A 24,998-nucleotide genomic window follows, 5' to 3' on the forward strand; every position below is an offset into this window, starting at 1 on the left:
AGGTCTGACGGCGACGGCAGGCGTGTAGGGCTGTGCATTTGCGCTGGGCGTACCTAACATGACGGCTCGTCAGTTGCGGGTGGTGACGGCCGGGAGGAGCCCGCCGATGGATACCGCGTTCACCGAGGAGCAGCACGAGATCCGCCGTACGCTGCGGGAACTGCTGCAAAAGCGCTGCGGCCCCGACGAGGCCAAGGCCGCCGCCCGTACTGCCGAGGGCTACGACCCGGCCCTGTGGCGGCAGCTCGCGCAGCAGCTCGGACTGCCGGGGCTGGCCCTGCCCACCGCGTACGGCGGAGTCGGCTGCGGGCCCACCGAACTGGCCCTGGCCTGCGAGGAGACCGGGCGGGTGCTGCTGCCCTCGCCGCTGCTGCCCACCACCGTCCTCGTCGCGCCGCTCGTGCTGGCGCTGGGCACGGAGCCGCAGCGGGCGAAGCTGCTGCCCGCTTTCGCGGCGGGCGAGCTGACCGGCGCGCTCGCCGTACCGGGCGGCCGGCTGGCCACCGCGCTCGCACTGACCGGCCGCAACGACGGGGACTGGGCGGGCGGGGGCCGGGCCGGTGGCATCCAGGCGCGGAGGTGCGCGCCGGAGCCGGGTGGCGCGGCGGGGGAGTGGCGGCTGTACGGGGAGGCCGTGCAGGTGGTGGGCGGGCACAGTGCGGGTGTGCTCCTGGTGGCCGCGCACGCGGGTGGTTACGCGCGCAGCCGCACGCTGTTCTTCGTCGTGCCCGGTGACGCACCCGGCCTCGTACGGACCCGGCAGACGGCGATGGACGAGACCCGGCCGCTGGCGCGTGTCCAACTGCGCGACGTGAGGGGGGAGTTGCTGGGGACGGAAGAGGGAGCGGGGACCGTCGGGGCTGCACTGGCGCGGGTCGGGGCCGGTGCGGCGGCTGCGCTGGCGGCCGAGGCGGTCGGGGCGGCGGACGCGGCGCTCGGGCGGACCGTCGAGTACGTCAAAGCCCGGGAGCAGTTCGGGCGGCCCATCGCGTCGTTCCAGGCCGTGCAGCACCGGCTGGCGGACCTGTACGTACGGGTGCAGGCGGCCCGGTCCGCCGCCTACTACGCGGCGTGGGCGGTGGGCGCACCGGCGCAGGACGCCGAGCCCGGCGCCCCCGGCCTCGCGCTCGCGCACGCGCTGGAGACGCTGCGCGCGGTCGCCGGAGAGGCCATCCAGCTGCACGGCGGCATCGGCTTCACCTGGGAACACGACGCCCACCTCGCCTTCAAGCGCGCGGCCTGCGACGAACTGCTGCTGGGGCCCGTGCACCGGCTGCGGGCGCACGCCGCCGAGTCCGCGGGCCTCTTCGGCGCCGGCGGGCGGGCGGCGGTTCCGGCGTGAGGGCGGCCGGGCGGGGAACGGTGTCCGCAGAGGCGAGAGGAGCCGACAGGGTGCGGGGACTCGGCAGGCGGCTGGTGCAGAAGATGTCGGCGACGCGGGCGTTCGCGCGGGTGGCGCCGTCCGTTGTGCCCGCGCTCGACCGTACGGTGCACCGGCTCACCGGCGGCAAGGTGCTGCCGAGCGCGCGGATGCTGCCGGGGGCGGTCCTGACGGTGACCGGCGCCCGGACGGGACTGCCACGGCGTACGCCACTGGCCTGCTTCCCGGAGGAGTCCGGCACCTGGCTGCTGATCGGCAGCAACTTCGGCCGTACGGGGCACCCGGCCTGGACGGCCAATCTGCTGAAGAACCCGGCGGCCGGGATCAGTTGGCGGGGCCGGGACATTCCCGTACGGGCGCGGCTGCTGGCCGGGGAGGAGCGGGCGCGGGCGTGGGCGGCGGTGCTGGAGTTGTGGCCGCCGTACGCCGCGTACCAGGCGCGCGTCACGCGGGAGATCCGGATCTTCCGGCTGGAGGTGCGGTCGTGAACGCGTACAGCGGGTGCCGGCCGCCCCGGGAGGGCGGTCAACACCCGCTGTACCGGACAGCCATGGCAGGACGAGCGCGAACGTAGCGAAGTGTTCCGTGAGCCGGATTCCGTGAATTCCCCGAGTCGACCGGGATTCCCGAGATATCCGGGACTCCCGGGATTGTGCGAATTCCCGGAATGTCGCCCGGGCCGGATCGGACGGGTCCGGACCGGCCGGGCTATTTCGTGGGCTTCTTCCCGGTGACACCGAGATGGACCAGCAGGGCCAGGTTCGGCTTCAGTTCCTGCTGTTTGACGCCCCAGCTCGTGAAACCCTTCTGATGGGCGGCGACCGCGGCCAGCATGGCGACGATCGATCCGGCCATCGCGGCCGCGCTGACGTCCTTGTCGACCTTGCCCTTGGACTGGAGTTCCTTGATGGAATCCGTAAGGGAGTTGGTGACGGCATTGAGGATCTTCATGCGGATCTTGTAGAACCGCTTGTCGCCCTCGGCGGCACCGAGGTCGACGACGCGCAGGATCGCGTCGTTCTGCCGCCAGAAGGAGAGGAATCCCTCGACGAGTTCCTCGGCCGCCTGACGGCCGGATTTGCCCACCCAGGAGCGTCCGGCCACCAGATCGGTCAGGCTCGCGCCCTCCTTGGCCATCTCCTCGGCGATTTCCAGCACCGCGCCCTCGACATCGGGGAAGTACTGGTAGAACGTCGCGGGCGAAGTGCCCGCTTTGCGGGCCACATCGATGACCTTGACGTCTCTGTACGGGGACGAACTGAGCATGTCGCTGAGGCAGTCGAGCAGCTTCTGCCGGGTCGCCTGTCCGCGGCGCCCGGCGACTCTGCCGTCGACGGTTCGTACTTGTCCTGTCATGCCGTCAGCTTACCGAGGGGTGATCGGAGCGCGATTTGGCTGCCTGCAAATGGGGATGCGGGAGTTCGGCCGTATCGGTACCGGCCGATCCCGGGCGTACGGCATCACCGGAGGTCCGCGGCGGGGCCGGGGGCGGCTTGGCCCGAACAAGTGAATTGTCTTATCAACAGGCTGTGGACAACGTGTGCGCGCCGGTGGACGGGGTTCCGGATGCCGCACGGCGATCGCGGGACGGTCCATTGTCGGACGCCGAGAATTGTCCGGTAATGAGCGTGATCGCAGAGAATTGACAAAATGTTCGATTACTGTCCGGGCGCGCTGCTTGATCCAGGGCTACTTTGTTCCCATGACTGCATTCGCGGCGGGCGCGCCCTGCTGGGCGGACGTCATGCTGCCCGACCTGGAAGCGGGCAAGCGATTCTACGGCGAACTGTTCGGCTGGACGTTCTCCGCGGGCTCCGCCGAGCACGGCGGCTACACCCAGGCGTACCGGGACGGCAGGGCCGCCGCCGGCCTGATGCCCAAGCCGGACGGCCGGCTGCCCACCGCGTGGAACATCTACTTCGCGACCCCGGACGCCGCCAGGACCAGCGCCAGAATCCTGGAGGCGGGCGGCCGGATCGTCTCGGAGGCCGTGCCCGTCGACGACTTGGGCACCATGCTCGTCGCCACCGACCCCACGGGCGCGGTCTTCAGCGTCTGGCAGGCGGGCACCCACCCGGGCTTCGAGGTGACGGGCGAGCCCGGCGCGTACGTCTGGACGGGCCTGAACACCCGCGACCCGAAGACGGCCGACGCCTTCTACGGCGCCGTCCTCGGCTTCGAGACCGTGGCCGGCAGCCCGGCGTCCGACGAGCGTTTTCGCCCCTGGCGGCTCGCCGGGCAGAAAACGGAGATCGGCGGCCGGACCCTCATGGACGACAGCGTCCCGGCCGAGATGCCGCCGCACTTCACCGTCTGCTTCCTGGCCGCCGCGATGGACGACACCGTACGGACCGCCACCCGCCTGGGCGGCAGGGTCACCGCGGAGCCGATCACTACTCCAGGCGGGCCCTTCGCGGTGCTCACGGACAACCAAGGAGCCGCGTTCGGCGTCCTGTCCCCTAAATAGACAACCGGCCCGTGCTGCACGGGCACCCCGCACAGCATCTCCGGGCCGGTACCGGCTCCCGCTGTCGGGCCGCGGACGGCGCGGCCCGGCAGCGGGCACGTGCGGGACCGCTGGACCCGTGCGGGCGCCGCGCGGGACGCACACGGGGACGGGACGGCATGACCGGCAGGGACACGGACAGCGGGCTCGGCGGACGGCTCCCTTCGGGGGGCCGGACGGCGGCGCCGGACATAGCCGCCGGCGCGCGGCCGGTGTGACAGCGGCGCCGCGACGCGCCGCGCCGGTGCCCGATCGGGCCGGGTCCGAGGGCTTTGCGGGCGCCGGAGCCGCTGCGCGGGGGCGCCGGTACGGGGTACCTCGTCACGACATGTGACGACGGCGCCGCGCAGCGCAGGAGCCCGCCGGGACACGACGGGAGCGGCCCCGGGTTCGCAACCGTGGGCCCGGCCAGGAAGAATCAGCACGCGTACGGCCGAATCGGCCAGGCGGTGAGACGCTGCACGGGGCAGTGGCTCTCGGCGGCCACTGGCTTTTGAGAGTCTCTTTTACGCCCCACGGGGAGGTGGCAGGCAAGTGGTGGAGCAGCTGACACAGCTGACGCAGCACGATCCCCGGCGGATCGGCCCGTTCGAGGTGCTCGGCCGTCTCGGGGCCGGCGGCATGGGGCTGGTCTACCTCGCGCGCTCGGCGTCCGGGCGGCGCGTCGCGATCAAGACGGTGCGGACGGAACTCGCCGAGGACCAGCTGTTCCGGGTCCGCTTCACACGCGAGGTCGAGGCGGCCCGCGCGGTCAGCGGCTTCTACACCGCGGCGGTGGTGGACGCGGACCCGCGCGCCGCGGTGCCGTGGCTGGCGACCGCGTACGTGCCCGCGCCCTCCCTGGAGGAAATAGTCAATGAGTGCGGGCCGCTGCCGGCCCAGGCGGTGCGCTGGCTCGCGGCCGGCATCGCCGAGGCGCTGCAGTCCATCCACGGCGCGGGCCTGGTCCACCGGGACCTGAAGCCGTCCAACGTGCTGGTCGTCGAGGACGGCCCGCGCGTCATCGACTTCGGTATCGCCAGCGGCGTCTCCAACACCCGCCTGACCATGACGAACGTGGCCGTCGGCACCCCCGCGTACATGTCGCCCGAGCAGGCCCGCGACTCCCGCAGCGTCACCGGCGCCAGCGACGTCTTCTCACTCGGCTCCACCCTGGTCTTCGCCGCCACCGGACACGCCCCCTTCCACGGCGCCAACCCGGTCGAGACGGTCTTCATGCTGCTGCGCGAGGGCCCGGACCTGGCCGGGCTGCCGGACGAGCTGCGGCCGCTGATCGAGTCCTGCATGCAGATGGAGGCGGCCGGGCGTCCCACCCCCGCCGACCTGCAGTCCCAGCTCGCGCCGCATCTGTTCGGCTCCGGCAGCGACGACAGCGGTACGGCCTCCGCCTGGCTGCCGGCCGGCGCGGTCGCGCTCATCGAGGGGCGGCGCGGCGGGCGGCAGGCCGCACCGGCGTCCGCGGGCCGCGGCGGCTCGGGGCAGGGCCGCGTCGCGCGCCAGCCCGTACCGCAGTCGCCCCCGCCCGCCCAGCCGGCTCCGCCGCGCCCGCGCAACGCCCCGGCCGCCGCCGCTGCGCAGGCGGGCGGCGCGATGGCCGCGGCCGAGCCGGGCTGGGCCGGTGGCGCGGGCGTCGGTCCCGGCGCGCGCCGGGGCGCCGATCCGCGCGGCGCCGCGCAGCTGCCGCAGTCCGCGCCCGCCGGGCCGGTGGCAGCCGCCCCGCCCGTCTCCCCGGCCCCGCAGGTCTCCGCCGCCCCGCCCGTACCGTCGCGGCTGCCGGACGCCGAGGTGCCGGACGGTTCCGTACGCCTCGCCGGCACCTCGGCGCCGATAGGCCCCGGCCCCCGCGCGGGGGACAGCCGGGAGCCGCAGCCGCACGCCCAGGCGCCCGCCACCGACTGGGTCCGGCCGCCCGCCGGCGCCCCGGCCCCCGCCGCCGGCGGACACGAAGCCGACCCGGCCGCCGTCCTTCCGCAGCAGGGCGCCGCGGCGGCGCACGCCCCCGGGCAGGCCCCGGCGGCTTCCGGCGGCGCGGCACCGGCCCGCTGGCGGCCATGGCGTTTTCGCATGTCCAACGACGTGTGGGGCACCCCGACGGTCGCGGGCGACCTGCTGTACGTGACCTCCTTCGAGGTGCACGCCCTCGACGTGGCCAGCGGACGGCGACAGTTCAAGACCCGCGACGTCGCCTGGACCATGTCCGTCGCGGACGGCCGTATCCACGCCTCGGACGGCCCCAGCCTGTACGCGCTCGACGCGGCCGACGGCACCGAGCGCTGGCGGCTGGGCAGCGAGGGCTGGATCTACGCGCTCACCGCCGACCGGGGGACGGTCGTCACCGGCACCCGCGGCGGCGGCGTACAGGCGTGGGAGGCGGCCACCGGCGAGCGGCTGTGGGAGGCCGGCGGCGTACAGACCGACTTCGAGACCGCCGACCTGGGCCCGGTCGTGCACGAGGGCACGGTCTTCGTCTGGGCCGACGGGCGGCTGAAGGCCCTGGAGGCCCGTACCGGCGCCGAGCGCTGGTCGTACCCGGTGGGCGACTCGGTCTCCTGCGGCGGCGTCCCCGTACGGCTGCTGCCCGCCCCGGACGGCGCGGTGTACGTCACCGCGGGCACCCGTGTCCTGGCCATCGACATCGCGCGCGGCGAGGTGCGCTGGCACTTCGAGGCACCCGCCGCGTTCCTCAGCTCGCCCGCGTACGCGCCGGGCCCCGCGGTCACCGGCGGCGGCATCTACCTGGCCGACTACCTCGGCACGGTCTACGCCCTGGACGCGGCCGACGGCCGGGACCGCTGGCGCATCGCCACCGAGGCGCGGCAGTCCACCGAACCGGTGCTGGTCGCGGACGGCGCCGTGCACCTGGGCAGCGGCAAGGCGCTCTACACGCTCGACGCCGTCACGGGCACGCCGCGCTGGCGCTTCCAGGCGGGCGGCGAGGTGATCGGCGCGCCCGTCGTGGCGGACGGCCGGGTGCACTTCGGCTCCGCCGACCACTGCCTGTACACCCTCGACGCGATGGGCGGCCAGCTGCGCTGGAAGCTCGCCACCGGCGGCGAGATCACCGGCACGCCGGTGGCCTCCGGGGGCGTGGTCTACGCGTGCAGCAAGGACCGTTGCGTGTACGCGCTGGACGCGGCGAAGGGGACGGGGCTGGCGCGGCGGTCCTGACGGTCCGCCGCTCTCAGATGTCGTCCCGTTCGACGGGCTTGATGGGGCGCGTCTCGTCGTCGGGGCGCGTCTCGTGGGACCGGGGCGGCGCGTCGGGACGGGGCGGCGGCTGTCCCGGGTCGTCCGAGGCGGGTGGCATCCGGGCCGCCCGGGTGGGCTGCTCGTCCGCGGCCTGCTGACCGGCCTCCGGCGGCGGGTGGCCCGCGCCCGGCCACCGTACGGGCGGCTGGTGATGGGGCGTCGAGGGCGGCGGCGCACCGTACGCGGGCACGCCCTGCGGAGGGGTGTCGCCCGCCCGGATGGGGCCGGGCTCCCACTCGGGGCCGGGGGCCGGATACGGCTGCGGATCGCCGTAGCGGTCGTCGAACCCCGCCTCACGGCGCCGGGCGCGCACGCCCCGGCGCCCGCTCATCACCAGCGCCGCCAGCCACAGCAGCGCACCGCCGCCGAGGGCGCTCGCCACGCCGATGCCCAGGCCCTGGTTCTCGCTCTCGCCGACCGTCAGGCTGCCCGCGGCCTGGCCCTGGCGGACCATCCACAGGATCGTGAAGCCGAGTACCACCACGCCCGCCACGAAGACGAGTGCGCGGGAGCGCAGCAGGATGCCGAACAGGGTCACCACGGCGGCGAAGAGCATCGGCAGCAGGACCGAGCCGAACAGCTCGGCCTTCTCGGCACTGATGCCCTGGAACAGGTCCTCGATACGGATCTCACGTCCGTGACGGCCGTCGTACCAGGCACGGAAGGGGCTCCAGACGGCGGCCGCCGCTCCGATGAGGGCCAGCACGGATCCGAGTACGTTGCGCACCACAGGCGTCGCCTCTCCGGTCGCTGATTCGTCCCGTTTCCCTCTGTAAACGACGCTACGCCCGACTGCACGCGCGCGCCAGGGGTGCGCGTTTTACCTGGTCAGGAAGAGATTTTGGGTAATGCAAGGAGGTTGCTAGTCTGCCGTGCACTCGTCAAGAACACATAAGGACGAGGGTGCGCCGCGCGTGCGGCGCGGTACTTCCAACGGGGTCAACGGGGGCACAACATCATGAAGTTCCGTCATGTCCGCATGGTCGCCGCGGCCGGGGTGGTGGTGGTCGCGCTGACCGGCGCCCGGCACTCGCACGGAGGCGGCTGCGGCAGCAGCCACAGCAGCTCCAGCGGCGGCAGCAGTACGAGCGGCAGCACCAGCGGCGGTTACGAGGCCAGTACCGGCAGCAGCACCAGCAGCGGCAGCACGAGCGGCGGCTACGACGGCGGTACGAGCACCAGCGGCAGTTCCACGAGCGGCAGCACGTCCAGCGGCAGCACCTCGGGCTACACCTCCGGTGGCGGCAGCAGCCGCAGCGCCATGGGCGACATCAAGATCAACGGGTGCCAGTACAACGGCGCCGGCAGTCTGAAGACCACGGTCAGCGCCACCAACAGCTCGTCCACCACCAAGTACACCTACATGCTGACGGTGAAGTTCACCGCGCCCGGCGGCAAGGACCTCGGCACCCGCCACCCGAGCATCCCGTACGTCATGCCGGGCCGCACCGACTCGACCGACGTGATCCAGTACGTGCCCCGCGACGCCGCCGTCAGCGGCACGTACCGCTGCTCGGTCACCGACGTCCAGCGCACCCCGCTCTCCTGATGACGGCCCAGGGACGACGCGTCGGCCGGGCCGCCGTCGCGGCCGGGATGGTGGCCGCCACCGGGCTCGGGGTGGCCGGCTGCGGTGCGCTGCTGCCCGGCGGCCACCGCAGGCTGCCCCCGCCGCCGATGCCCAGCGGCTACAGCGCCTCGCCGTCGCCGTACGACTCGTACTCGCCGTCGTACTCGTACTCCCCGTCGCCCACGCCGGAGGAGACCTACGACCCGGACGGCCGCACGGACGCGCGCGGCAACAACTGCCGCTACGACACGTCGGCCCGCCGTCTCGAATACTCGGTCTCGGTGACCAACCCGTCGCTCACCAAGACCTTCAAGTACGAGATGGCGGTCAACTGGATGAGGGACCGGCCCGCCGACGGCACGGCGCTCGGGCTGCACCAGCGCAGCATCATCGTCCGCCCTGGGCAGACCGAGACGTACACGGCGACCTACTACTACACCAACACCTCGACACATCAGATGTGGTACACCTGCGAGATCCGCAGGGCACGCAAGTCGGAGCTGTGAGGGGGCAGCGGGCCCCTCAGCGGACCCTGAAGTCCCGGGAACGGGACGCGAAGAGGCCGGCCTGCCGCTCCGGCGGCAGGTTGCCCAGCGCGATCAACTGCGGGGCGTGGGCCAGCGCCTGCGCCCGCACGGCCTCCCGCGACGCCCACAGCGCCCGTACGGTGCCCTGCACCGCACCGGTCGGCTGCGCGGCCAGCACCGCGGCGGCGCGCCGGGCCGCGGCCACCGCGCCGCCCGGCGGCGCCAGTTCCGAGACCAGGCCCGTGTCGTAGGCACGGCGGGCGCCGAGCCGTTCCGCCGTGCCCATCAGGGCCAGCCGCGCGGCCTCGCCGTACGGCATGCGCTGCGCCAGGAACACCGACTCGTACGCGCTGACCATCCCGTAGGACGTGTGCGGGTCGAAGAACGTGGCCTCCTCTGAGGCGACCAGGAACTCGCACTCGCCCAGCAGATAGAACGCCCCGCCGCAGGCCATCCCCTCGACGGCCGCGACGACCGGCTTCCACAGGTCGTTCGCCTTCGGCCCGATGGTGAGCAGGGGGTCGTCGAGCGAGTACGGGGAGGACGGCTGCGGGACCTGTACGGTGCGGTCGATACCGGTGCAGAAAGCCGCGCCCCCGGCGCCGGTCAGGACGACGGCGCGCACATCGTCGTCGCAGCGGAACCCGCGCCATACGGAAGCGAGCCGTTCGGCCGTCTCCAGGTCGATGGCGTTGTGCCGCTCGGGCCGGTCGAGCGTGACCAGAGCGACGCCGTCCGGCCCCGTCTCCACGCGTACGGAAGGCGCCGTCACGGCCGCTCCAGCAGCCAGCGCGGCACGGTCACGCCCGGTGCCTGCTCGTGGAACGCCACCTTGACCGGGGCACCGATGCGGATACGCGCCGGATCGACCGAGTCCAGCGCCGCGTCCGGGGCCGCGACCAGGTTGCCGACCAGGCGGATGCGCGGGGCGTCGGCCAGCTCCACCACGACGACGTTGTACGGGGCCTGCGCGGCGTAGGCGGGCAGCAGCGGCGGGTGCGGCAGGACGTACGACCAGATGCGGCCGCGTCCGGACATCCGCTGCCAGCGGTCGTCGAAGGACTGGCAGTGCGGGCAGCAGGGGCGGGGCGGGAAGCGGAGTTCGCCGCAGGCGGCGCAGCACTGGACGCGGAGTTCGCCACGGGCGGCGTACTCCCAGAAGGGGGCGCCGTCGTCGTCGGGGACGGGGAGGAGCAGGGCGGCATCGTCGGGCGGCTGAGGGTCGGGGGACGGGCGCGGCTCGGGGGACGGACGTGCTTCGGGAGCCGGGCGCGGTTCGGGGGCGTTGTCAGTGGTCCCCTTCATGCTGGTGGACATGGAAACTCAACTCCTCAGCAGCAGGGCGGAAGTGGGCACCCCTTCCCCGGCCGTGACCAGGCAGGTGGCGGCGTCCGGGACCTGGGCGGTGCTGGTGCCGCGCAGTTGCCGCACGCCTTCGGTGATGAGGTTGAAGCCGTGGATGTACGCCTCGCTCAGCCCGCCGCCCGCGGTGTTCAGCGGCAGCCGGCCGCCGATCTCCAGGGCGCCGCCCTCGGTGAAGGCCGCGCCCTCGCCGCGCCCGCAGAAGCCGTAGCCCTCCAGGGAGAGCGGGATCAGCGGGGTGAACGCGTCGTAGATCTGCGCGACATCGACGTCCTCGGGGCCGAAGTCGGCCTGTTTCCACAGCTGCCGGGCGGCGGTCCAGGCCGGTCCGGTGAGCGGGTCGTCGGTCCAGTAGTTGACCATGCCGTGGTGCTGGGCGGGCAGACCCTGCGCGGCCGAGTGCACATACACGGGGCGTTGGCGCAGGTCACGGGCGCGCTCGGCGGCGACGACCACGCACGCCAGCGCGCCGTCGGTCTCCAGGCAATTGTCGAAGAGGCACAGCGGCTCGCTGATCCAGCGGGCGGTCATGTACATCTCGCGGGTCAGCGGGCGCTCGTACATGATCGCGGCGGGGTTCTGGTTGGCGCGGTTGCGGCAGGCGAGGGCGACGTTGAAGAAGTGGTCGCGGGTGGCGCCGTATTCGTGCATATAGCGCCGGGCGAGGATGCCGATCTCGTCGACGGGCCGCAGCAGACCGAAAGGACGGGTCCATTGGGCGGGAGTGGGCAGTTGGACAGCGGTGTTCCGCCACGGGCGGGGCCCGGAACCGCGCTTGCGCGAGCGCCAGGCGACACCGACGCTCGCCTGCCCGGTGGCGATGGCCGCCGCCAAGTGGGCCACGGTCGCGCACGAACCGCCGCCGCCGTAACCGGCCTTGGCGAAGAACGTGACGTCCCCGGCCCCGATGGCCTTGGCCACCTCGACCTCGTCGGTCTCCTCCATGGTGTAGGAGGCGAAGGCGTCCACCTCGGACGGGGCGATCCCGGCGTCGTCCAGGGCGGCGGTGATCGCCCGGCAGGCCAGCGTGCGTTCCGGCTCGGGCAGCCTTCTTGCGAACGCCGTCCGGCCGATCCCGGCTATCACCGCCGCGTCCTTCAGGGTCGCCCCCATCGTCACCTCCGTGGTCGGCCGCCCGTCCGGAGCCCCGTGCGGCCGGCGCTGACATCCGTGCTGACAGCCGAGGAGGCTACCGCTAACCTGACGGGTAGTCAGCTACTCGCTCCGGCCAGCGCTTCCGCGGGAGGTTGTGCGATGCGGCGTGCCGACCCGTCCGAGCCCGGCCCGCGCGCCGGTAGGCGCGAGCCCGATGCCGACCCCCGCGCCGACCTGGAGTACGGCACCGTCCCGCGCCTGGTGCGCGCCGCCGCCGAGCGGTACGGCCCGGCCGAGGCCGTCGCCGAGGGGCGCACCCGCCTGACGTACACGCAGCTGGGGGAGCGGGTCGAGCGGGCCGCCGCGGCGTGCCTCGCCGCCGGTGTCGAGCCCGGCGACCGGGTGGCCGTGTGGGCGCCCAACACCGGCGACTGGATCACCGCCGCGCTCGGCGCCGTCACCGCGGGCGCCGTCCTGGTCCCGGTCAACACCCGCTTCAAGGGCGCCGAGACGGCCCACGTCCTGCGCCGCACCCGCGCCCGGCTGCTGTTCGTCACCGGCACGTTCCTCGGCACGTCGTACGTCGCCTCGCTGCGCCGCGCGGCCGGCGAGGGCACCGGCGACGGCCCGCTCCCCGGCCTGCCCCACCTCGAACGGGCCGTCGTCCTCTCCGGCGACGCCCCCGCCGGCTTCCTCGCCTGGCAGGACTTCCTCGCGGCGGGCGAGGCGGTGACCACGGCGGCCGTACGGTCCCGGGCCGACGCGATACGCCCCGACGACCCCTCGGACATCGTCTTCACCTCGGGCACCACAGGACGCCCCAAAGGCGCGGTGATCACCCATGCCCAGACCCTGCGCGCCTACGGCGTCTGGAGCGCCCTCGCCGGACTGGCCCCCGGCGACCGCTACCTGATCGTCAACCCGTTCTTCCACACCTTCGGCTACAAGGCCGGCATCCTCGCCTGCCTGCTGCGCGGGGCGACGATGATCCCCCAGCCGGTGTTCGGCGTCTCCACGGCGCTGGCCAACATCGCCGCCGAACGCGTCACCGTCCTCCCCGGCCCGCCCGCCCTCCACCAGCAGCTCCTGGACGACCCCAAGCGCGCCCGCTACGACCTCGGCTCGCTGCGGCTGGTCGTCACCGGCGCGGCCGTCGTCCCGCTCACCCTGGTCGAACGGCTCCGGTCCGAGCTGGGCGTCGCGACCGTACTGACCGCCTACGGCCTCTCGGAAAGCTCCGGCATCGTCACGATGTGCCGCCGCGGCGACCCGCCCGAGGTCGTCGCGGCCACCTCCGGACGGGCCGTACCGGACACGGAGATACGCGTCGTGGACACCGCAGGACGGGCCGTGCCGCCCGGCACGGCGGGGGAGGTGCTGGTCCGCGGCTACCACGTGATGACCGGCTACTTCGAGGACCCGCAGGCCACCGCGGAGGTCCTCACGGAGGACGGCTGGCTGCGCACGGGCGACGTCGGCGTCCTGGACGGCGACGGCAATCTCCGCATCACCGACCGCCTCAAGGACATGTTCATCGTCGGCGGCTTCAACGCCTACCCCGCCGAGATCGAGCACCTGCTCGCCCGCCACCCGGACGTGGCCGAGGTCGCCGTCGTCGGCATCCCCGACGCGCGGCTGGGCGAGGTCGGCAAGGCGTACGCGGTCCGCCGCCCGCGGTCCGCGCTGACGGCGGACGAGCTGATCGCGTGGGCGCGGCGGGAGATGGCCAACTACAAGGTGCCCAGGGAGGTCGCGTTCGTCCCGGCGCTGCCGCGCAACGCGAGCGGGAAGATCGTCAAGGGCGAGTTGCGGGGCGGCGCACCGGCCGCGCCGTAACGGGGAAACCCCGGCCCGGGCAGGGGCAGCGGCTGGTTAACGACGTGTTAGCCGCCCGTTAGCGGTGCCCGGCACCTTGGTGTACGTACCAACGAACACGCCGCACCACCCTTGGGGGACCCGCATGTCCAGCATCTCCACCACCGCCTTCCGCCGGGCCCGCCGGATCGCCGCCGCCTCGGTCGTGGCCATCGCGGCGTTCTCGCTCACCGCGTGCAACGCCCCGGGCGGCGACGATCCGAAGCCGGCCAAGAGCGCCGCGAGCGAAGCCCCCGGGAACAGCTCGCCCGACGGCTCGACCGGCTCGTCCGGCTCCTCCGGCGGCGCGGGCTCCGCCGGAGGCGACACCGGAGCCACGGGTGCGGGCTCCTCGGGCTCGCAGGGTCCGGGCGGGTCCACCGGAGGCAGCGGCTCGGGACACCGGGGTTCCGGCACATCGGGTGGCTGGGGCTCCACCGGCTCCGGCAGTGGTACGGCCACGGGCCGCAAGGGCGGCAACGTCACCCTGAACGGCACGCTCAAGTACCTCGCCCCGGGCAAGTACACCGTGGCCCCCGAGTCCGGCATGGAGCAGGCGTTCTTCGTCGCCACCGACACCAAAATCCTCGGGGCGACCACCATCTGCGGCGGCCCTGACGGCCGGGTCACCATCGACAAGGGCAGCTACGGCACCACCGCATGCACCACGGACGACCTTGAAAAGGCCGCCAAGATGAACACGGTCAAGGTCCGCGTCACGGTCAGGAAGGGCATCGCCACGCAGGTCGTGGAGCGCTACCACCCGTGATCACCGGGGCCCGGCAGGCAGCCCGCGCCTACCTGAATGGCCCCGCTCACCTCGTGGTCTCCCGGCCCCGCGTGATTGCCTGGCAATCACCCTGTCGTGGGAGGTGTGGGTGGCATGACCAGTCCGTATCCCAACGGTCCCGAGCCCGGCGGGCCCGTGCCCGAGCCGCCGGACCCGCCCGGTCCCGAGCCCCGTCCGGGCCCCGAACCGGGCCCGCCCTATCCGCCGGGACCCGACCCGGGCCCGCCGCCTCCCGGCCCCAGCGACCCGATGGCCCCGGACCCGATTCCCCGGCCGTCGGACCCGGACGCGGCCCCCGAGCCCACACCGCAGCCCGGCCCGCTCTCCTGACCACCGGGCCGCGGCGATCGCCGCCGGTCAGGCCCCGCCGTACCGCTCCCGCAGCGCCGTCTTGAGCACCTTGTTCAGCGGGCCGCCCCGCGGGAGTTCGGGCAGGACCTCCAGCTGCTCCGGCAGCTTCTGGGGCATCAGGCCGGAGCGGCGCAGATGAGCGGTGAGTGCCGGGAGCGTCAGCGTTGCTTCGGCTGTCCCGGCGAGGGTCACCACCGCGCAGACCCGTTCGCCGCGCTCGCGGTCCGGCAGCCCGATCACGGCGGCGTCGGTCACCGCCGGATGCGTACGGACCAGCTCTTCCACCTCCAGCGCGGAGATGTTCTCGCCCTTGCGGATGATGATGTCCTTCAGCCGCCCGGTCAGCACGAGATGCCCGTCCGCGCGCAGCAGGCCCAGGTCGCCGGTGCGGAACCAGCCGTCCGCGTCGAAGGCCGCGGCCGTCAGCGCCGGGTCGGTGTAGCCGCGGCAGACCATCGGGCCGCGTACCGTGACCTCGCCCGCCTCGCCGGTCGCCGCCTCCGAGCCGTCCGCGCGGGCGATCCGTATCCGGGCGCCGGTCACCGGCTTGCCCACGGTGTGGGCGAGCTGTTCGCCGGTGTCGTACGGCGTGCCCATCGCGATCATCGGGCACTCCGTCATCCCGTATCCGTGCACCACCGCGCACCCCAGCTCGCGCACCGCCGCGTGGTACAGGTCGGGCGGCAGCGGCGCCCCGCCCCCGGAGAGCAGCCGCAGGGAGGGGATCAGCCGGCCCGCCGACGCAGGTCCGCCGAGCCCGTTGCGCCGCCGCGCCTCGTCGAGGAACGCCTGGTAGAAGGCCGTGCTCCCGCCGGCCATCGTCACCCCGTGCCGCCGGTACGCCGCGGTCGCCGCCGCCGGGTCGAAGGTGTCCAGCACCACCGCGGGGAAGCCGCCGAGCAGCATCGCGATCACATAGTCCGGGCCCGCGATGTGCGCGTACGGGAACGCCATCGAGCCGATGTCCGCGTCCGTCGCGCCCAGCGCGGTGGCCAGTCCGACACCGCCCGCGATGAGCGAGGCGTCGGTGTGCTCGACGCCCTTGGGCTCGGCCGTGGTGCCCGAGGTGTAGTAGATCCACGTCGGGGTGGCGCGGCCGGGCCGTACGAACTCCGGGAGCACGCCGCCGGGTTCGGCCTCCGGCAGTCCGTCCGCGACGGAGAGCACGCGGACGCCGCCGCCCGCCACCTTCCGCACCGTGCCCGCGTAGTCGTGGCCGCGCCACTCGCCCGGCACGATCGCGTACTCCGCCGCCGACTGCCGCAGCGCGAAGCCCACTTCGCGCTCCCGGTGCAGATGCAGCACCGGTATCTGTACGGCGCCGAGCCGGGCCAGCGCGAGCGACACCGCCACGGTCAGGGGCCAGGTGGGCAACTGCCACATCACACGCGTACCGGCGCCGATCCCGAGCCCGCGGAATCCGGCCGCCAGCCGCAGGGCCCGGTCGCGTACCCGGCCGAAGGTCAGGGCCCGGCCGGAGCCCCGGGTGCTCTCGTCGAAGAACATCGGCGCCCGCCGGGACGCCTCGGCCCGGTATTCCATCAGTTCCCAGAGCGAGCGCACACGATCGGGTTCGAACACGTCGCGCCTCCTTGGGGGCGGGGGCGCGAGGTTAGCAGAAAAGATGACGGGCCGTCAGGTAGCGCAGCGGCGAGGAACATTCGTACCGGCCGAGGAGTTGGGTACGGGTGTACACATCCCTACGGGAAAGCGAGCGGACGTCATGCCGTTGACCACGGAAGAACGCGAGAAGTTCCTGGCCGGGCCGCACATCGGAGCGCTGTCGGTGGACTCGGGCGAGGCGGGCCGCGCCCCGTTGACCGTGCCCATCTGGTACGCGTACGAGCCGGGCGGGGAGCTGTGGATCATCACCGAGCGGGACTCGCGCAAGGCGCGGCTGATCGCGGCGGCGGGACGGTTCTCGCTGATGGCGGACCAGGTCACCCCGAGGGTCCGCTATGTGTCGGTGGAGGGTGAGGTGGTCTCGACCGGGCCGACGACGGACGAGGAGCTGCGCGCGATGGTCGGGCGCTATCTCGCTCCGGAGGCGGCGGCCGCGTATCTCAGGGACGTGGCGCCGACGTTCGGGCCGGAGGTGACCATCCGGATGCGGCCGAGCCGCTGGCTGTCGGCGGACATGGGGCCGGGCGAGTAACCGGCCGTACGGCACCGCAGGGGGCCGGTTCCGTCCGGCCCCCTGCGCAGGTGAACTGCCGACGCCGTTACGGGCGGTTGGCGTCCAGGGGCGCCACCTGGTCGCCGGGCACCGGACGGTTGCCGTCCATGGCCACCGCGTTGTTGCCGGCCACCGGGCGGTTGCCGTCCATGGCGACGGCGGCGGAGGCGCCGATCGGGGTGTGCTTGTCGGCCAGGGCGGGCGCCGCCGCGGCACCGGCGAGGGCGGCGGTGAAGGCGAGCGTGACGACGGTGCGCTGGGTACGGCTCATTCCGACTCCTCTGTGGGGACAACGCTTGCATGTGACGCTAGTGGCAGGTGATGCGTGTGTTCGATCCCCCCGGCCGAAAATAGCCATAGAAATGGGGAGATTTCGCCTGTCCTCGGGTATGCCGCGGGGACCGGCTTCGATGGCTCCCCCCTCGATGCCATCGAAACCGGCCCCCGCGATCCCCCGGATCCCCCCGGATCCCCCGATCCCCGGGCCCGGCAGTCCCCCCCTGGATCCCCCGATCCCCCGGACTGCCCGGCCCGCAGTGGGCCTTGTGTTGTCCCATAGGGCGGGCCGGTGCTTCCCCCGTGGCCCGCCCTACGGGCCGCTCATTACTTCGGGTCGGCGATGGGGCGGTTGCTGTCACCCATCACGACCACGTTGCCGTCCGTGCCCGGCGCGGGCCGGGTGGTGTCCTCGGTGATCAGCTGGCCGTCGGTGATCGGACGGTTGCTGTCCTGGGGAACGATGGGACGGTTGCTGTCCATGGGCTGGATCGGCCGGTTGCTGTCCATCGGCTGAATCGGCCGGTTGCTGTCCATGGGCTGGATGGGCCGGTTGCTGTCCATCGGCTGGATGGGACGATTACTGTCCATCGGCTGGATGGGACGATTGCTGTCCATCGGCTGGATCGGACGGTTGCTGTCCAGCGGCTTGACGATGTCCTTGTCGTCGTCCTTTCGAGCCTGATTCTGAGAGCTCACGGTGATCAACTCCGTTGTGTGGGCGCAATCGGTCCACCCGCCCGGCAACTCCCCCGTGGGTCGCCGGACGGGCGGACCAGGGCCGGACACCTTACGGTGGGGCCTGGTCACCGAGCCGCTTGCCCCCCGAGGCGGCGGATCGGTAATTAGAGAGTGGCCCCTCGCGATGAACGATCGATAAACGCCTGAAGCCCGAGGTCCGGGGCGGTTTTATGCCACCGCGACAGGGGCGATGAGATTGTGTACCTCACCGTCCACGGGCAGGCCCATCTGTTCGTGGATGGACATGACCTCCTGCCAGCAGACCTTCGCCCGGCCGGTGTGGCCGAGCTGGTTCAGGGCGTGCCCCAGGGTGGTGAGCGCATCGGCCCGCCACCGCCCGCCGCCGATCCCCCGCAGGGCGGACAGGGCCTGCTCGGCGTAGTTGGCCGCGCTGGCCGGACGGCGGGCCGCGAGGTCCACCTCGGCGAGCCGCAGGTAGGTCATGCCCTCCCAGAACCGCTGCCGGCTGTCGCGGAAGATGGCGAGCGCCTCGGTCAGCTGCGCGGTGGCCTCGTCCAGTCTGCCGGCCCGGGTCAGGGCCATACCGAGCGCGTACATGCCGTTGCCGAGCCGGCGGGAGGCGCCGGCCTCCCGGTAGCAGGCGGAGCCCTGCTCGGCGAGGTGGATGGCGCTGTCGACCCGCCCGGTGTCCAGGTGCAGGCGCGAGAGGTTGCACAGCGCGCTGGCCTCGGACTGCTTGTTGTTCTGCTCGCGGAAGGCGAGCAGGGCCTGGCTCAGGTAGCCCTCCGCCTCCTCGTGGCGGTGCAGGATGCTGGCGATGATGCCGCGCTCGTTCGGCCCGTTGGCGGACGTGAAGGAGTCACCGGTCGCCAGCCCCAGCAGGGTGGCCAGCTTCGCGTGCTCGTCGGCCTCGGTGAGCCGCCCGGACTGGATGTACGTGGGCGTCAGCGCCCAGTGGACGCGGGCCTCCGCGTGCTGGTCGCCGGACCGGCGCGCGGCGGCCAGCAGGGTGAGGTTGGCCTGCTCGTACTGGCTGTTGTTGGCGCCGGACTCGGCCATGTCCCGGGTCAGGACCAGCAGGTCGACGGCGCGCCGCAGCGCCTTCTCGCCGGTGTTCTGCAACGCGCAGGCGATCAGGCAGCGGGTCTCGCTGAACAGCCAGCTCAGCGCCTCGTGGCGGTCGGTGAAGACCAGGCCGGGGTAGCGCGGCTTCTCGGTGTGGCCGGACAGCTGGTCGCCGGGGCGCTCCAGCGCGTACATGTGGGTGGCGGTGGCCAGGTAGAAGTCCAGCAGCCGGGACAGTGCCGCCTCGCGCTCCTCCGGAGGCTGCTCGTCGCGCTCCGCGCAGGAGCGCGCGTACAGGCGCACCAGGTCGTGGAAGCGGTAGCGGCCGGGGGCCGCGGACTCCAGGAGGGAGGTGTCCACGAGCGATTCGAGGAGCGCCTCGGCGGAGTCGGTGTCCATGTCGAGCAGGGCGGCCGCGGCGGCGAGCGAGATGTCCGGCCCGTCGGCCAGCCCGAGCAGCCGGAAGGCCCGCGCCTGGCGGGGCTCCAGCTGCTTGTAGCCCAGCTCGAAGCTGGAGTTCACGGCGAGGTCGCCGGCGCGCAGCTCGTCCAGCCTGCGGCGCTCGTCGGCGAGCTTGCGGGCCAGTACGGAGACGGTCCACGTACGCCGGGCGGCCAGCCGGGAAGCGGCGATGCGGATGGCCAGCGGCAGGAAGCCGCAGGCGCCGACCACGTCCATGGACGCCTCGCGCTCGGCGTTCACCCGCTCCTCGCCCACGATGAGCGTGAAGAGAGTGAACGCTTCGTCAGGGCTCATCACGTCCAGATCGACCAGGTGGGCGCCGGCCAGGTCTATCATCCGGACCCGGCTGGTGATCAGCGCCGCGCAGCCGTCCGTACCGGGCAGCAGGGGGCGGACCTGGGCGGCGTCGCGGGCGTTGTCCAGGAGGGCGAGCACCCGGCGCCCGGCCAGGGCCGAGCGGTACAGGGCGGCCCGCTCCTCGACGCCGTTCGGGATGGAGGCGTCCGGCGTGCCGAGCGCGCGCAGGAACGCGCCCAGCACCGCTTCCGGGTCGGACGGGGAGTGCCCGGCGCCCTGGAGGTCCACGTACAGCTGGCCGTCCGGGAAGTGCGCGTGGGCGGCGTGCGCGACGTGTACGGCGAGGGTGGTCTTGCCGACGCCGCCGATGCCGGTGAGCGCCGAGACGGCCATCACACTGCCCTCGGCGGTGGCCAGCTGCTCGCTCAGCTCCCTGACGAAGGCGGCGCGCCCGGTGAAGTCGGCGACGGTGGCCGGAAGTTGCTGTGGCCGCACGAACACCGGCTCCGCCGGGTCGCGCGCCTCGGGCGGCATGACGGGCGCGTCCAGCTCGGTGTCCGCGCGCAGGATGCGCTGCTGGAGGTCGGACAGCGACGCGCAGGGGTCCACTCCCAGCTCATCGGCGAGCAGACGGCGCGTGTCGGCGTATACGGCGAGTGCCTCGGCCTGGCGGCCACTGCGGTACAGCGCCAGCATGAGGAGTTCTCGCAGCCGCTCGCGCAGCGGGTGCGAGGCGGTCAGCGCGGTCAGCTCCGAGACGGCCTCGGCGTGGCAGCCCAGTTCCAGATCCAGCTCCAGGCGCGTCTCCATCAGGGACAGGCGCCACTCCACCAGGCGGGTGCGCTGGTTCTCGGCGTACGGCCCGGCGAGGTTGGCCAGCGGTTCGCCGTCCCACAGCGCCAGCGCGGAGTCCAGGAGGTCGCGGGCCCGGCAGCGGTCGCCGGCCGCCCTGGCCTTCTCGGCGTCGGCCGCATACTGCTCGGCGTGGTCCATGTCCAGATCGAGCGGCTGGTGGTCGACCGGCCGGATGGCATAGCCGCCGGACTCGCTGACCAGGGTGTCCGCGTCGGCGCCCAGCGCCTTGCGGATGCGTGAGGCGTAGGTGCGCAGCGCCGCGAGGGCGGCGTGCGGCGGTTCGTCGCCCCACAGGGCGTCGACGAGTTCGGATGCGGTGGCGGTGCGTCCGCCCCGCAGCAGCAGGGCGGCCAGGAGCGCGCGCTGCTGCGGGGAGCCGGCCGCCAGTGGGGTCGCGCCGCGCCAGGCCCGTACGGGACCGAGCACGGTGAAGCGGAGCCGCTCCTGGCCCTGCCCCGGACCGTCGTCCATGGTGTCCCCCTGCCCTGTGCACTTCGTTCGCATCGGCCAGTCTGCCTTGTCGTAGCCCCTTACGTCAGTAGGGGTCCAGTCTCAGCACGGTCTCTCCACGCCCGGCGTTCGGGCTGGTGTTCGGCTGTGCGGCGGGTGGGACGGCGGGCTGTGGGCGGGTGCGGAATCCCGTGCGGATGCGCGTGCAGCTGCCCGTGCGCGGCCCGTGTGCGGGCGCGATGGATTGCGTCGCTGCTCAACCGCCTGTACGGCCGCCCGGCGTACGCGCCCGGCGCAGTCCCGTGCCCTGTGCACCCATTCCCTCCCGTCACAGCGTTGCTGACGGCCCGTCAGTTCGACGCTACGGTAAAAACATGGAGAGTTTTCCGAAGATAATCTCGGTGGACGACCACACGGTGGAGCCCCCCGATGTCTGGCGGGACCGCCTCCCCTCGAAATATCACGACATCGGCCCCCGAATCGTCCGCGCGCCGGTGGCGGAGATGACCTTCGTCGGCGGAAGATTCGCGCCGAAAATGGGCCGCCCCGGCGACCCGGGCCCGCTCGCCGACTGGTGGGTCTACGAGGACCTGCACCGCCCGCTGACCCGCCTCGACACGGCCGTCGGATACGCCAGGGACGACATCAAGCTGGAAGGCATCACCTACGAGCAGATGCGCCCCGGCTCCTTCAGCGTGCCGGAGCGGCTGGCCGACATGGACGCCAACCACGTGCAGTCCGCCCTGTGTTTCCCCACGTTCCCGCGCTTTTGCGGGCAGACCTTCACCGAGGCCAAGGACCGCGAACTGGCGCTGCTGGGGGTGCGCGCGTACAACGACTGGATGGTCGAGGAGTGGTGCGGCCCGGCCGCGCGCGGACGCCTCGTACCGCTCACGCTCGTTCCGTTGTGGGACCCGCAGCTGGCCGCCGACGAGGTGCGCCGGAACGCGGAACGTGGCGTACGGGCGGTCTGTTTCAGCGAAATCCCGCCACATCTGGGGCTGCCCAGTATTCACACCGGGCACTGGGACCCCTTCCTGCGGGCCTGTGACGAGACCGGGACGGTCATCGCCATGCACATCGGCTCCTCCAGCCGGATGCCGTCCACCTCCGCCGACGCGCCGCCCGCCGTCGGCTCCACGATCACCTTCGCCAACTGCTGCTTCTCGATGGTCGACTGGCTGATGAGCGGAGCCTTCGACCGCTTCCCCGGCCTGAAGGTCATGTACGCGGAGGGGCAGATCGGGTGGATTCCGTACATCCTGGAGCGCGCCGACGTGGTCTGGGAGGAGAACCGCGGCTGGGGCGGCGTCGCGGACAAGGTGCTGCGCCCGCCGTCCGAACTCTTCGCCGGCCATGTGTACGGCTGCTTCTTCGACGACGCCTTCGGCCTGCGCAACCTGGACGCGATCGGCGTCGGCAACGTCCTGTACGAGACCGACTACCCGCACTCGGACTCCACCTGGCCGCGGTCGCGGGAGGTCGGCGAGGCCCAGATGGGCCACCTGGCGCCCGACGTGGTCGAGCGGATCGTCCGCGGCAACGCCATCGAGCTGCTGGGGCTGACGCCGGAAGGGCTGTGGGCGCACGCGGCGTGAGCCACCATGGGACGGGCGGCCGGGACCGGGCCGCCCGCGCGGACCGCGCCCGCGGGGCGCCGTCCGCGTCCTGCGGGCCTGGAGGTGGCGTGGATGACGACGTTCGTGCTGGTGTCGGGCGGCTACACCGGAGGGTGGATCTGGCGGGAGGTGGCGGACCACCTGCGGGCGGTGGGGCACCGGGCGGAACCGGTGACGCTGACCGGCATGGGGGACCGCCGCCATCTCTCCGGGCCCGGCACCGACCTGAACACCCATATCGAGGACGTGGCGCAGGTCCTGGACCACGTCGGCGCGGGTGAGGAGGACGAGGCGGGGGAGACGGTGCTCGTCGCCCACTGCTACGGCGCCTACCCGGCGCTGGGCGCCGCGGACCGCGGCCCGGACCGGCTGGCCCGCCTCGTATATGTGGACGCGGGCCTGCCCACCGACGGTGTGTCCGTCCTGGACGCGCTGCCCGACCCGGCCGTACGGGAACGGCTGCAACGGCGCGCCCAGGAACACGGCGACGGCTGGCGCCTGCCGCCACCGTCCTTCGAGGAGACCGACATCTGGGGCAGCCTGGACGGCATCTCGGAGGAGGGCCGGGACCGGCTGGCCCGCTTCGCCGCACCGCAGCCCCTGCCCACCCTCACCCAGCCGATCCGGCTGAGCGGCGCCACGGCCGCGCTGCCCGCCACCGGCATCTTCTGCACGAAGAACGTCACCAGCACCGCGGCCCTCCGCGACCTGGTGGCGTCCGGCGACCCGCGCTTCGCGGCGCTCGGCGATCCCCGGTACGGCTTCTTCGACCTCGACACCGGGCACTGGCCCATGCTGTCCTGCCCCGGCGAGCTGGCCGACCTGCTGCTGCGGGCGGCGGCGGACGAGGGGGAGCGGCTCGGTCCCTCCGATCAAGCCCCGGCATGATGGGGGCATGAGCAACCGACCCGTACTCGTCTACGACGGGGACTGCGGCTTCTGCACCACCTCCGTGCGGTTCGCCGAGCGCCGTATCCGCCCCCGCTGCACCATCACCGCCTGGCAGTTCGCCGACCTCGAAGCGCTCGGCGTCACCCAGGAGCGGGCCGAGCACGAGGTCCTGTGGATCACTCCGAACGGGACGGTGTACGGCGGGGCGCAGGCGGTCGCCAAGCTGCTGATGAGCGCGCGGGGCGTCTGGGCCGTGCCCGGGGCGCTGCTGACCCTGCCCCCGTTCCGGCAGCTCGCGCACGTCGTCTACCGGATGGTGGCCGACAACCGGCACCGGATGCCCGGCGGCACCGCCGCCTGCTCGTTGCCCTCCCACCTCAGGCCCTGACCCCCGCGTCCCCGCCCGCCCCCTTGCCCGGCGTCCCACCAGCCCACACGATGGCTCCCAGCCGTCGAGGACGGGCCGTCAGCCGGGCGTGCGGGGGTGGACGTGGACAGGGACACGGAGCGCGGCACACGGGACGACCGGGCCGCCGACGGCGTGCGGGTACTGCCCGAAGGGCGGCTGTCGTACGGCATGCAGCTCCCGGTGCAGTCGCAGAGCACCCTGTACGCGGAGCCCTGGGAGGCCGGGGCCGGGCCCGCCGACCTCGTGGAGATCGCCCGCGCCGCCGACCGCCACGGCTTCGCCTACATCGCCTGCTGCGAGCACATCGGCGTGCCGCACCGGCTGGCCGCGGCCATGAGCACGGTCTGGTACGACCCGGTCGCCACCCTCGCCTACCTGGCGGCGGCCACCACCCGCGTCCGCCTGCTCAGCCACATCGCCCTGGTCGGCCTCAGGCACCCGCTGATCACCGCGAAGCAGTACGCGACGCTGGACCACCTCTCGGGCGGCCGGCTGATCCTCGGCGTCGGCGCCGGGCACGTACGGGAGGAGTTCGACGCCCTCGGGGCGGACTTCACGCGGCGCGGTGCCCTGCTGGACGAGGCGATCGACGCGCTGAAGGCGGCCCTGGGGCCTGAGGAGTTCCCCGCCTTTCATGGGAAACGATTCGCCTTCGAGGGGCTGGGCCAGTCCCCGCGCCCCGCGCAGGCGCCGCGCCCGCCCGTCTGGGTGGGCGGCTCGTCGCCCGCCGCCGTGCGCAGGGCGGCGGTCCGGGGCGACGGCTGGCTGCCCCAGGGCGACCGCCGGGACCAGCTGCCGGGGCAGCTGGCGAAGCTGCGGCGGCTGCGCGAGGCGGCCGGCATCCGTACACCCGCCGAGGCCGGTGCCATCACCGAGCCGCTGTACGTGGGCGCACCCGCGTGGGAGGTGGGGCGGCGCACGCTCACCGGGGCGCCCGAGCGGCTGGCGGACTCGCTGCGGGAGTACAAGGCCATGGGCGTACAGCAGATCCAGGTGCGGTTCCGCAGCCGGAGCCGTACCGAACTCACCGACCAGATGGCGGCGTTCGCAACCGACGTGGCACCGCATCTCGACAGCTGATATCCGCCGCGCCGGGCTTTGCTGACGGCCC

23 protein-coding genes are annotated in these 24,998 nt (G+C 73.2%); 14 read left to right on the plus strand and 9 right to left on the minus strand.

From position 1 onward, the window contains the following. Positions 1-106: 106 nt before the first annotated feature. Both ADK86_RS19975 and ADK86_RS19980 read left to right on the plus strand, forming a co-directional pair. Entirely contained in the window at positions 107-1,342 is a 1,236-nt protein-coding gene (locus ADK86_RS19975) for an acyl-CoA dehydrogenase family protein (RefSeq protein ID WP_053697779.1), read from the plus strand. Between the two features lie 83 nt (positions 1,343-1,425). Further along, positions 1,426-1,869 carry a nitroreductase family deazaflavin-dependent oxidoreductase gene (locus ADK86_RS19980; RefSeq protein WP_053697813.1) on the plus strand — a complete coding sequence of 148 codons (444 nt, stop codon included), beginning with the start codon at positions 1,426-1,428 and terminating at the stop codon, positions 1,867-1,869. A gap of 220 nt (positions 1,870-2,089) precedes the next feature. Here ADK86_RS19980 and ADK86_RS19985 read toward each other — a convergent pair whose 3' ends face one another. Continuing rightward, entirely contained in the window at positions 2,090-2,737 is a 648-nt protein-coding gene (locus tag ADK86_RS19985; RefSeq protein ID WP_003983182.1) for a TetR family transcriptional regulator, read from the minus strand. 346 nt (positions 2,738-3,083) lie between these two features. Between ADK86_RS19985 and ADK86_RS19990 the strand changes: the two genes are divergently transcribed. Together ADK86_RS19990 and ADK86_RS19995 are read left to right on the plus strand one after the other, a co-directional pair. Next, a complete protein-coding gene (locus ADK86_RS19990; protein ID WP_053697780.1) occupies positions 3,084-3,848 on the plus strand; it encodes a VOC family protein in 765 nt (254 codons plus the stop codon). Positions 3,849-4,433: 585 nt separating this feature from the next. After that, positions 4,434-7,055 (plus strand): PQQ-binding-like beta-propeller repeat protein, encoded by a 2,622-nt coding sequence (locus ADK86_RS19995; protein WP_053697814.1) that lies wholly within the window; start codon positions 4,434-4,436, stop codon positions 7,053-7,055. A gap of 13 nt (positions 7,056-7,068) precedes the next feature. Here ADK86_RS19995 and ADK86_RS44585 read toward each other — a convergent pair whose 3' ends face one another. After that, complete coding sequence (locus ADK86_RS44585; RefSeq protein ID WP_420718865.1) at positions 7,069-7,863, minus strand: hypothetical protein; 795 nt, start codon at positions 7,861-7,863, stop codon at positions 7,069-7,071. Positions 7,864-8,094: 231 nt separating this feature from the next. On the opposite strand from ADK86_RS44585, the gene ADK86_RS20005 reads away from it, so the two are divergent. Together ADK86_RS20005 and ADK86_RS20010 are read left to right on the plus strand one after the other, a co-directional pair. Next, a complete protein-coding gene (locus ADK86_RS20005; protein ID WP_106982329.1) occupies positions 8,095-8,685 on the plus strand; it encodes a hypothetical protein in 591 nt (196 codons plus the stop codon). Then, positions 8,685-9,212 carry a hypothetical protein gene (locus ADK86_RS20010; RefSeq protein WP_053697782.1) on the plus strand — a complete coding sequence of 176 codons (528 nt, stop codon included), beginning with the start codon at positions 8,685-8,687 and terminating at the stop codon, positions 9,210-9,212. Before ADK86_RS20005 ends, ADK86_RS20010 begins: the two co-directional genes overlap by 1 nt. Before the next feature lie 16 nt (positions 9,213-9,228). Here the strand turns inward: ADK86_RS20010 and ADK86_RS20015 are convergent, their stop codons facing one another. From ADK86_RS20015 to ADK86_RS20025, 3 genes are read right to left on the minus strand one after another with little or no spacing between them, the layout of a single operon-like run. Beyond that, positions 9,229-10,005, minus strand: a complete 777-nt coding sequence (locus ADK86_RS20015) for an enoyl-CoA hydratase/isomerase family protein (RefSeq protein WP_053697783.1) — start codon at positions 10,003-10,005, stop codon at positions 9,229-9,231. Then, positions 10,002-10,550: a Zn-ribbon domain-containing OB-fold protein gene (locus tag ADK86_RS20020; protein WP_234345942.1), complete on the minus strand. Its 549-nt coding sequence runs from the start codon at positions 10,548-10,550 to the stop codon at positions 10,002-10,004. Before ADK86_RS20020 ends, ADK86_RS20015 begins: the two co-directional genes overlap by 4 nt. A 6-nt stretch (positions 10,551-10,556) precedes the next feature. Then, positions 10,557-11,708 carry a lipid-transfer protein gene (locus ADK86_RS20025; RefSeq protein ID WP_053697784.1) on the minus strand — a complete coding sequence of 384 codons (1,152 nt, stop codon included), beginning with the start codon at positions 11,706-11,708 and terminating at the stop codon, positions 10,557-10,559. A 141-nt stretch (positions 11,709-11,849) separates the two neighbouring features. Here ADK86_RS20025 and ADK86_RS20030 point away from each other — a divergent pair, with 141 nt between their 5' ends. The 3 genes from ADK86_RS20030 to ADK86_RS43210 all read left to right on the plus strand — a co-directional run bounded on the left by ADK86_RS20030 (position 11,850) and on the right by ADK86_RS43210 (position 14,664). After that, the gene (locus ADK86_RS20030) at positions 11,850-13,526 is read left to right on the plus strand and encodes a FadD3 family acyl-CoA ligase (RefSeq protein WP_053697785.1); all 1,677 of its coding nucleotides are present in this window, start codon (positions 11,850-11,852) and stop codon (positions 13,524-13,526) included. A gap of 124 nt (positions 13,527-13,650) precedes the next feature. Continuing rightward, a complete protein-coding gene (locus tag ADK86_RS20035) occupies positions 13,651-14,313 on the plus strand; it encodes a hypothetical protein (RefSeq protein WP_053697786.1) in 663 nt (220 codons plus the stop codon). A 114-nt stretch (positions 14,314-14,427) separates the two neighbouring features. Next, positions 14,428-14,664, plus strand: a complete 237-nt coding sequence (locus tag ADK86_RS43210; protein WP_078952130.1) for a hypothetical protein — start codon at positions 14,428-14,430, stop codon at positions 14,662-14,664. 27 nt (positions 14,665-14,691) lie between these two features. On the opposite strand, the gene ADK86_RS20040 is transcribed toward ADK86_RS43210, so the two are convergent. After that, the gene (locus ADK86_RS20040) at positions 14,692-16,266 is read right to left on the minus strand and encodes a class I adenylate-forming enzyme family protein (protein ID WP_053697787.1); all 1,575 of its coding nucleotides are present in this window, start codon (positions 16,264-16,266) and stop codon (positions 14,692-14,694) included. 142 nt (positions 16,267-16,408) lie between these two features. On the opposite strand from ADK86_RS20040, the gene ADK86_RS20045 reads away from it, so the two are divergent. Then, a complete protein-coding gene (locus ADK86_RS20045) occupies positions 16,409-16,840 on the plus strand; it encodes a pyridoxamine 5'-phosphate oxidase family protein (protein ID WP_053697788.1) in 432 nt (143 codons plus the stop codon). A 67-nt stretch (positions 16,841-16,907) separates the two neighbouring features. Here ADK86_RS20045 and ADK86_RS20050 read toward each other — a convergent pair whose 3' ends face one another. The 3 genes from ADK86_RS20050 to ADK86_RS20060 all read right to left on the minus strand — a co-directional run bounded on the left by ADK86_RS20050 (position 16,908) and on the right by ADK86_RS20060 (position 20,989). Further along, positions 16,908-17,132, minus strand: a complete 225-nt coding sequence (locus ADK86_RS20050; RefSeq protein ID WP_053697789.1) for a hypothetical protein — start codon at positions 17,130-17,132, stop codon at positions 16,908-16,910. 332 nt (positions 17,133-17,464) lie between these two features. Beyond that, positions 17,465-17,836, minus strand: a complete 372-nt coding sequence (locus ADK86_RS20055) for a hypothetical protein (RefSeq protein WP_053697790.1) — start codon at positions 17,834-17,836, stop codon at positions 17,465-17,467. 210 nt (positions 17,837-18,046) lie between these two features. After that, positions 18,047-20,989: an AfsR/SARP family transcriptional regulator gene (locus ADK86_RS20060; protein WP_053697791.1), complete on the minus strand. Its 2,943-nt coding sequence runs from the start codon at positions 20,987-20,989 to the stop codon at positions 18,047-18,049. Positions 20,990-21,342: 353 nt separating this feature from the next. Between ADK86_RS20060 and ADK86_RS20065 the strand changes: the two genes are divergently transcribed. The 4 genes from ADK86_RS20065 (at position 21,343) to ADK86_RS20080 (ending at position 24,967) form a co-directional block, all read left to right on the plus strand. Beyond that, positions 21,343-22,566, plus strand: a complete 1,224-nt coding sequence (locus ADK86_RS20065) for an amidohydrolase family protein (protein WP_053697792.1) — start codon at positions 21,343-21,345, stop codon at positions 22,564-22,566. Positions 22,567-22,659: 93 nt separating this feature from the next. Next, a complete protein-coding gene (locus ADK86_RS20070; protein ID WP_053697793.1) occupies positions 22,660-23,475 on the plus strand; it encodes an alpha/beta fold hydrolase in 816 nt (271 codons plus the stop codon). Between the two features lie 7 nt (positions 23,476-23,482). Then, a complete protein-coding gene (locus ADK86_RS20075) occupies positions 23,483-23,866 on the plus strand; it encodes a thiol-disulfide oxidoreductase DCC family protein (RefSeq protein ID WP_053697794.1) in 384 nt (127 codons plus the stop codon). Positions 23,867-24,055: 189 nt separating this feature from the next. Continuing rightward, positions 24,056-24,967, plus strand: coding sequence for a TIGR03619 family F420-dependent LLM class oxidoreductase (locus tag ADK86_RS20080; RefSeq protein ID WP_053697816.1), 912 nt, complete (start codon positions 24,056-24,058; stop codon positions 24,965-24,967). Positions 24,968-24,998: the final 31 nt, after the last annotated feature.

This window comes from Streptomyces sp. NRRL F-5755 (assembly GCF_001279365.1).
Classification (GTDB): Bacteria; Actinomycetota; Actinomycetes; order Streptomycetales; family Streptomycetaceae; genus Streptomyces; species Streptomyces rimosus.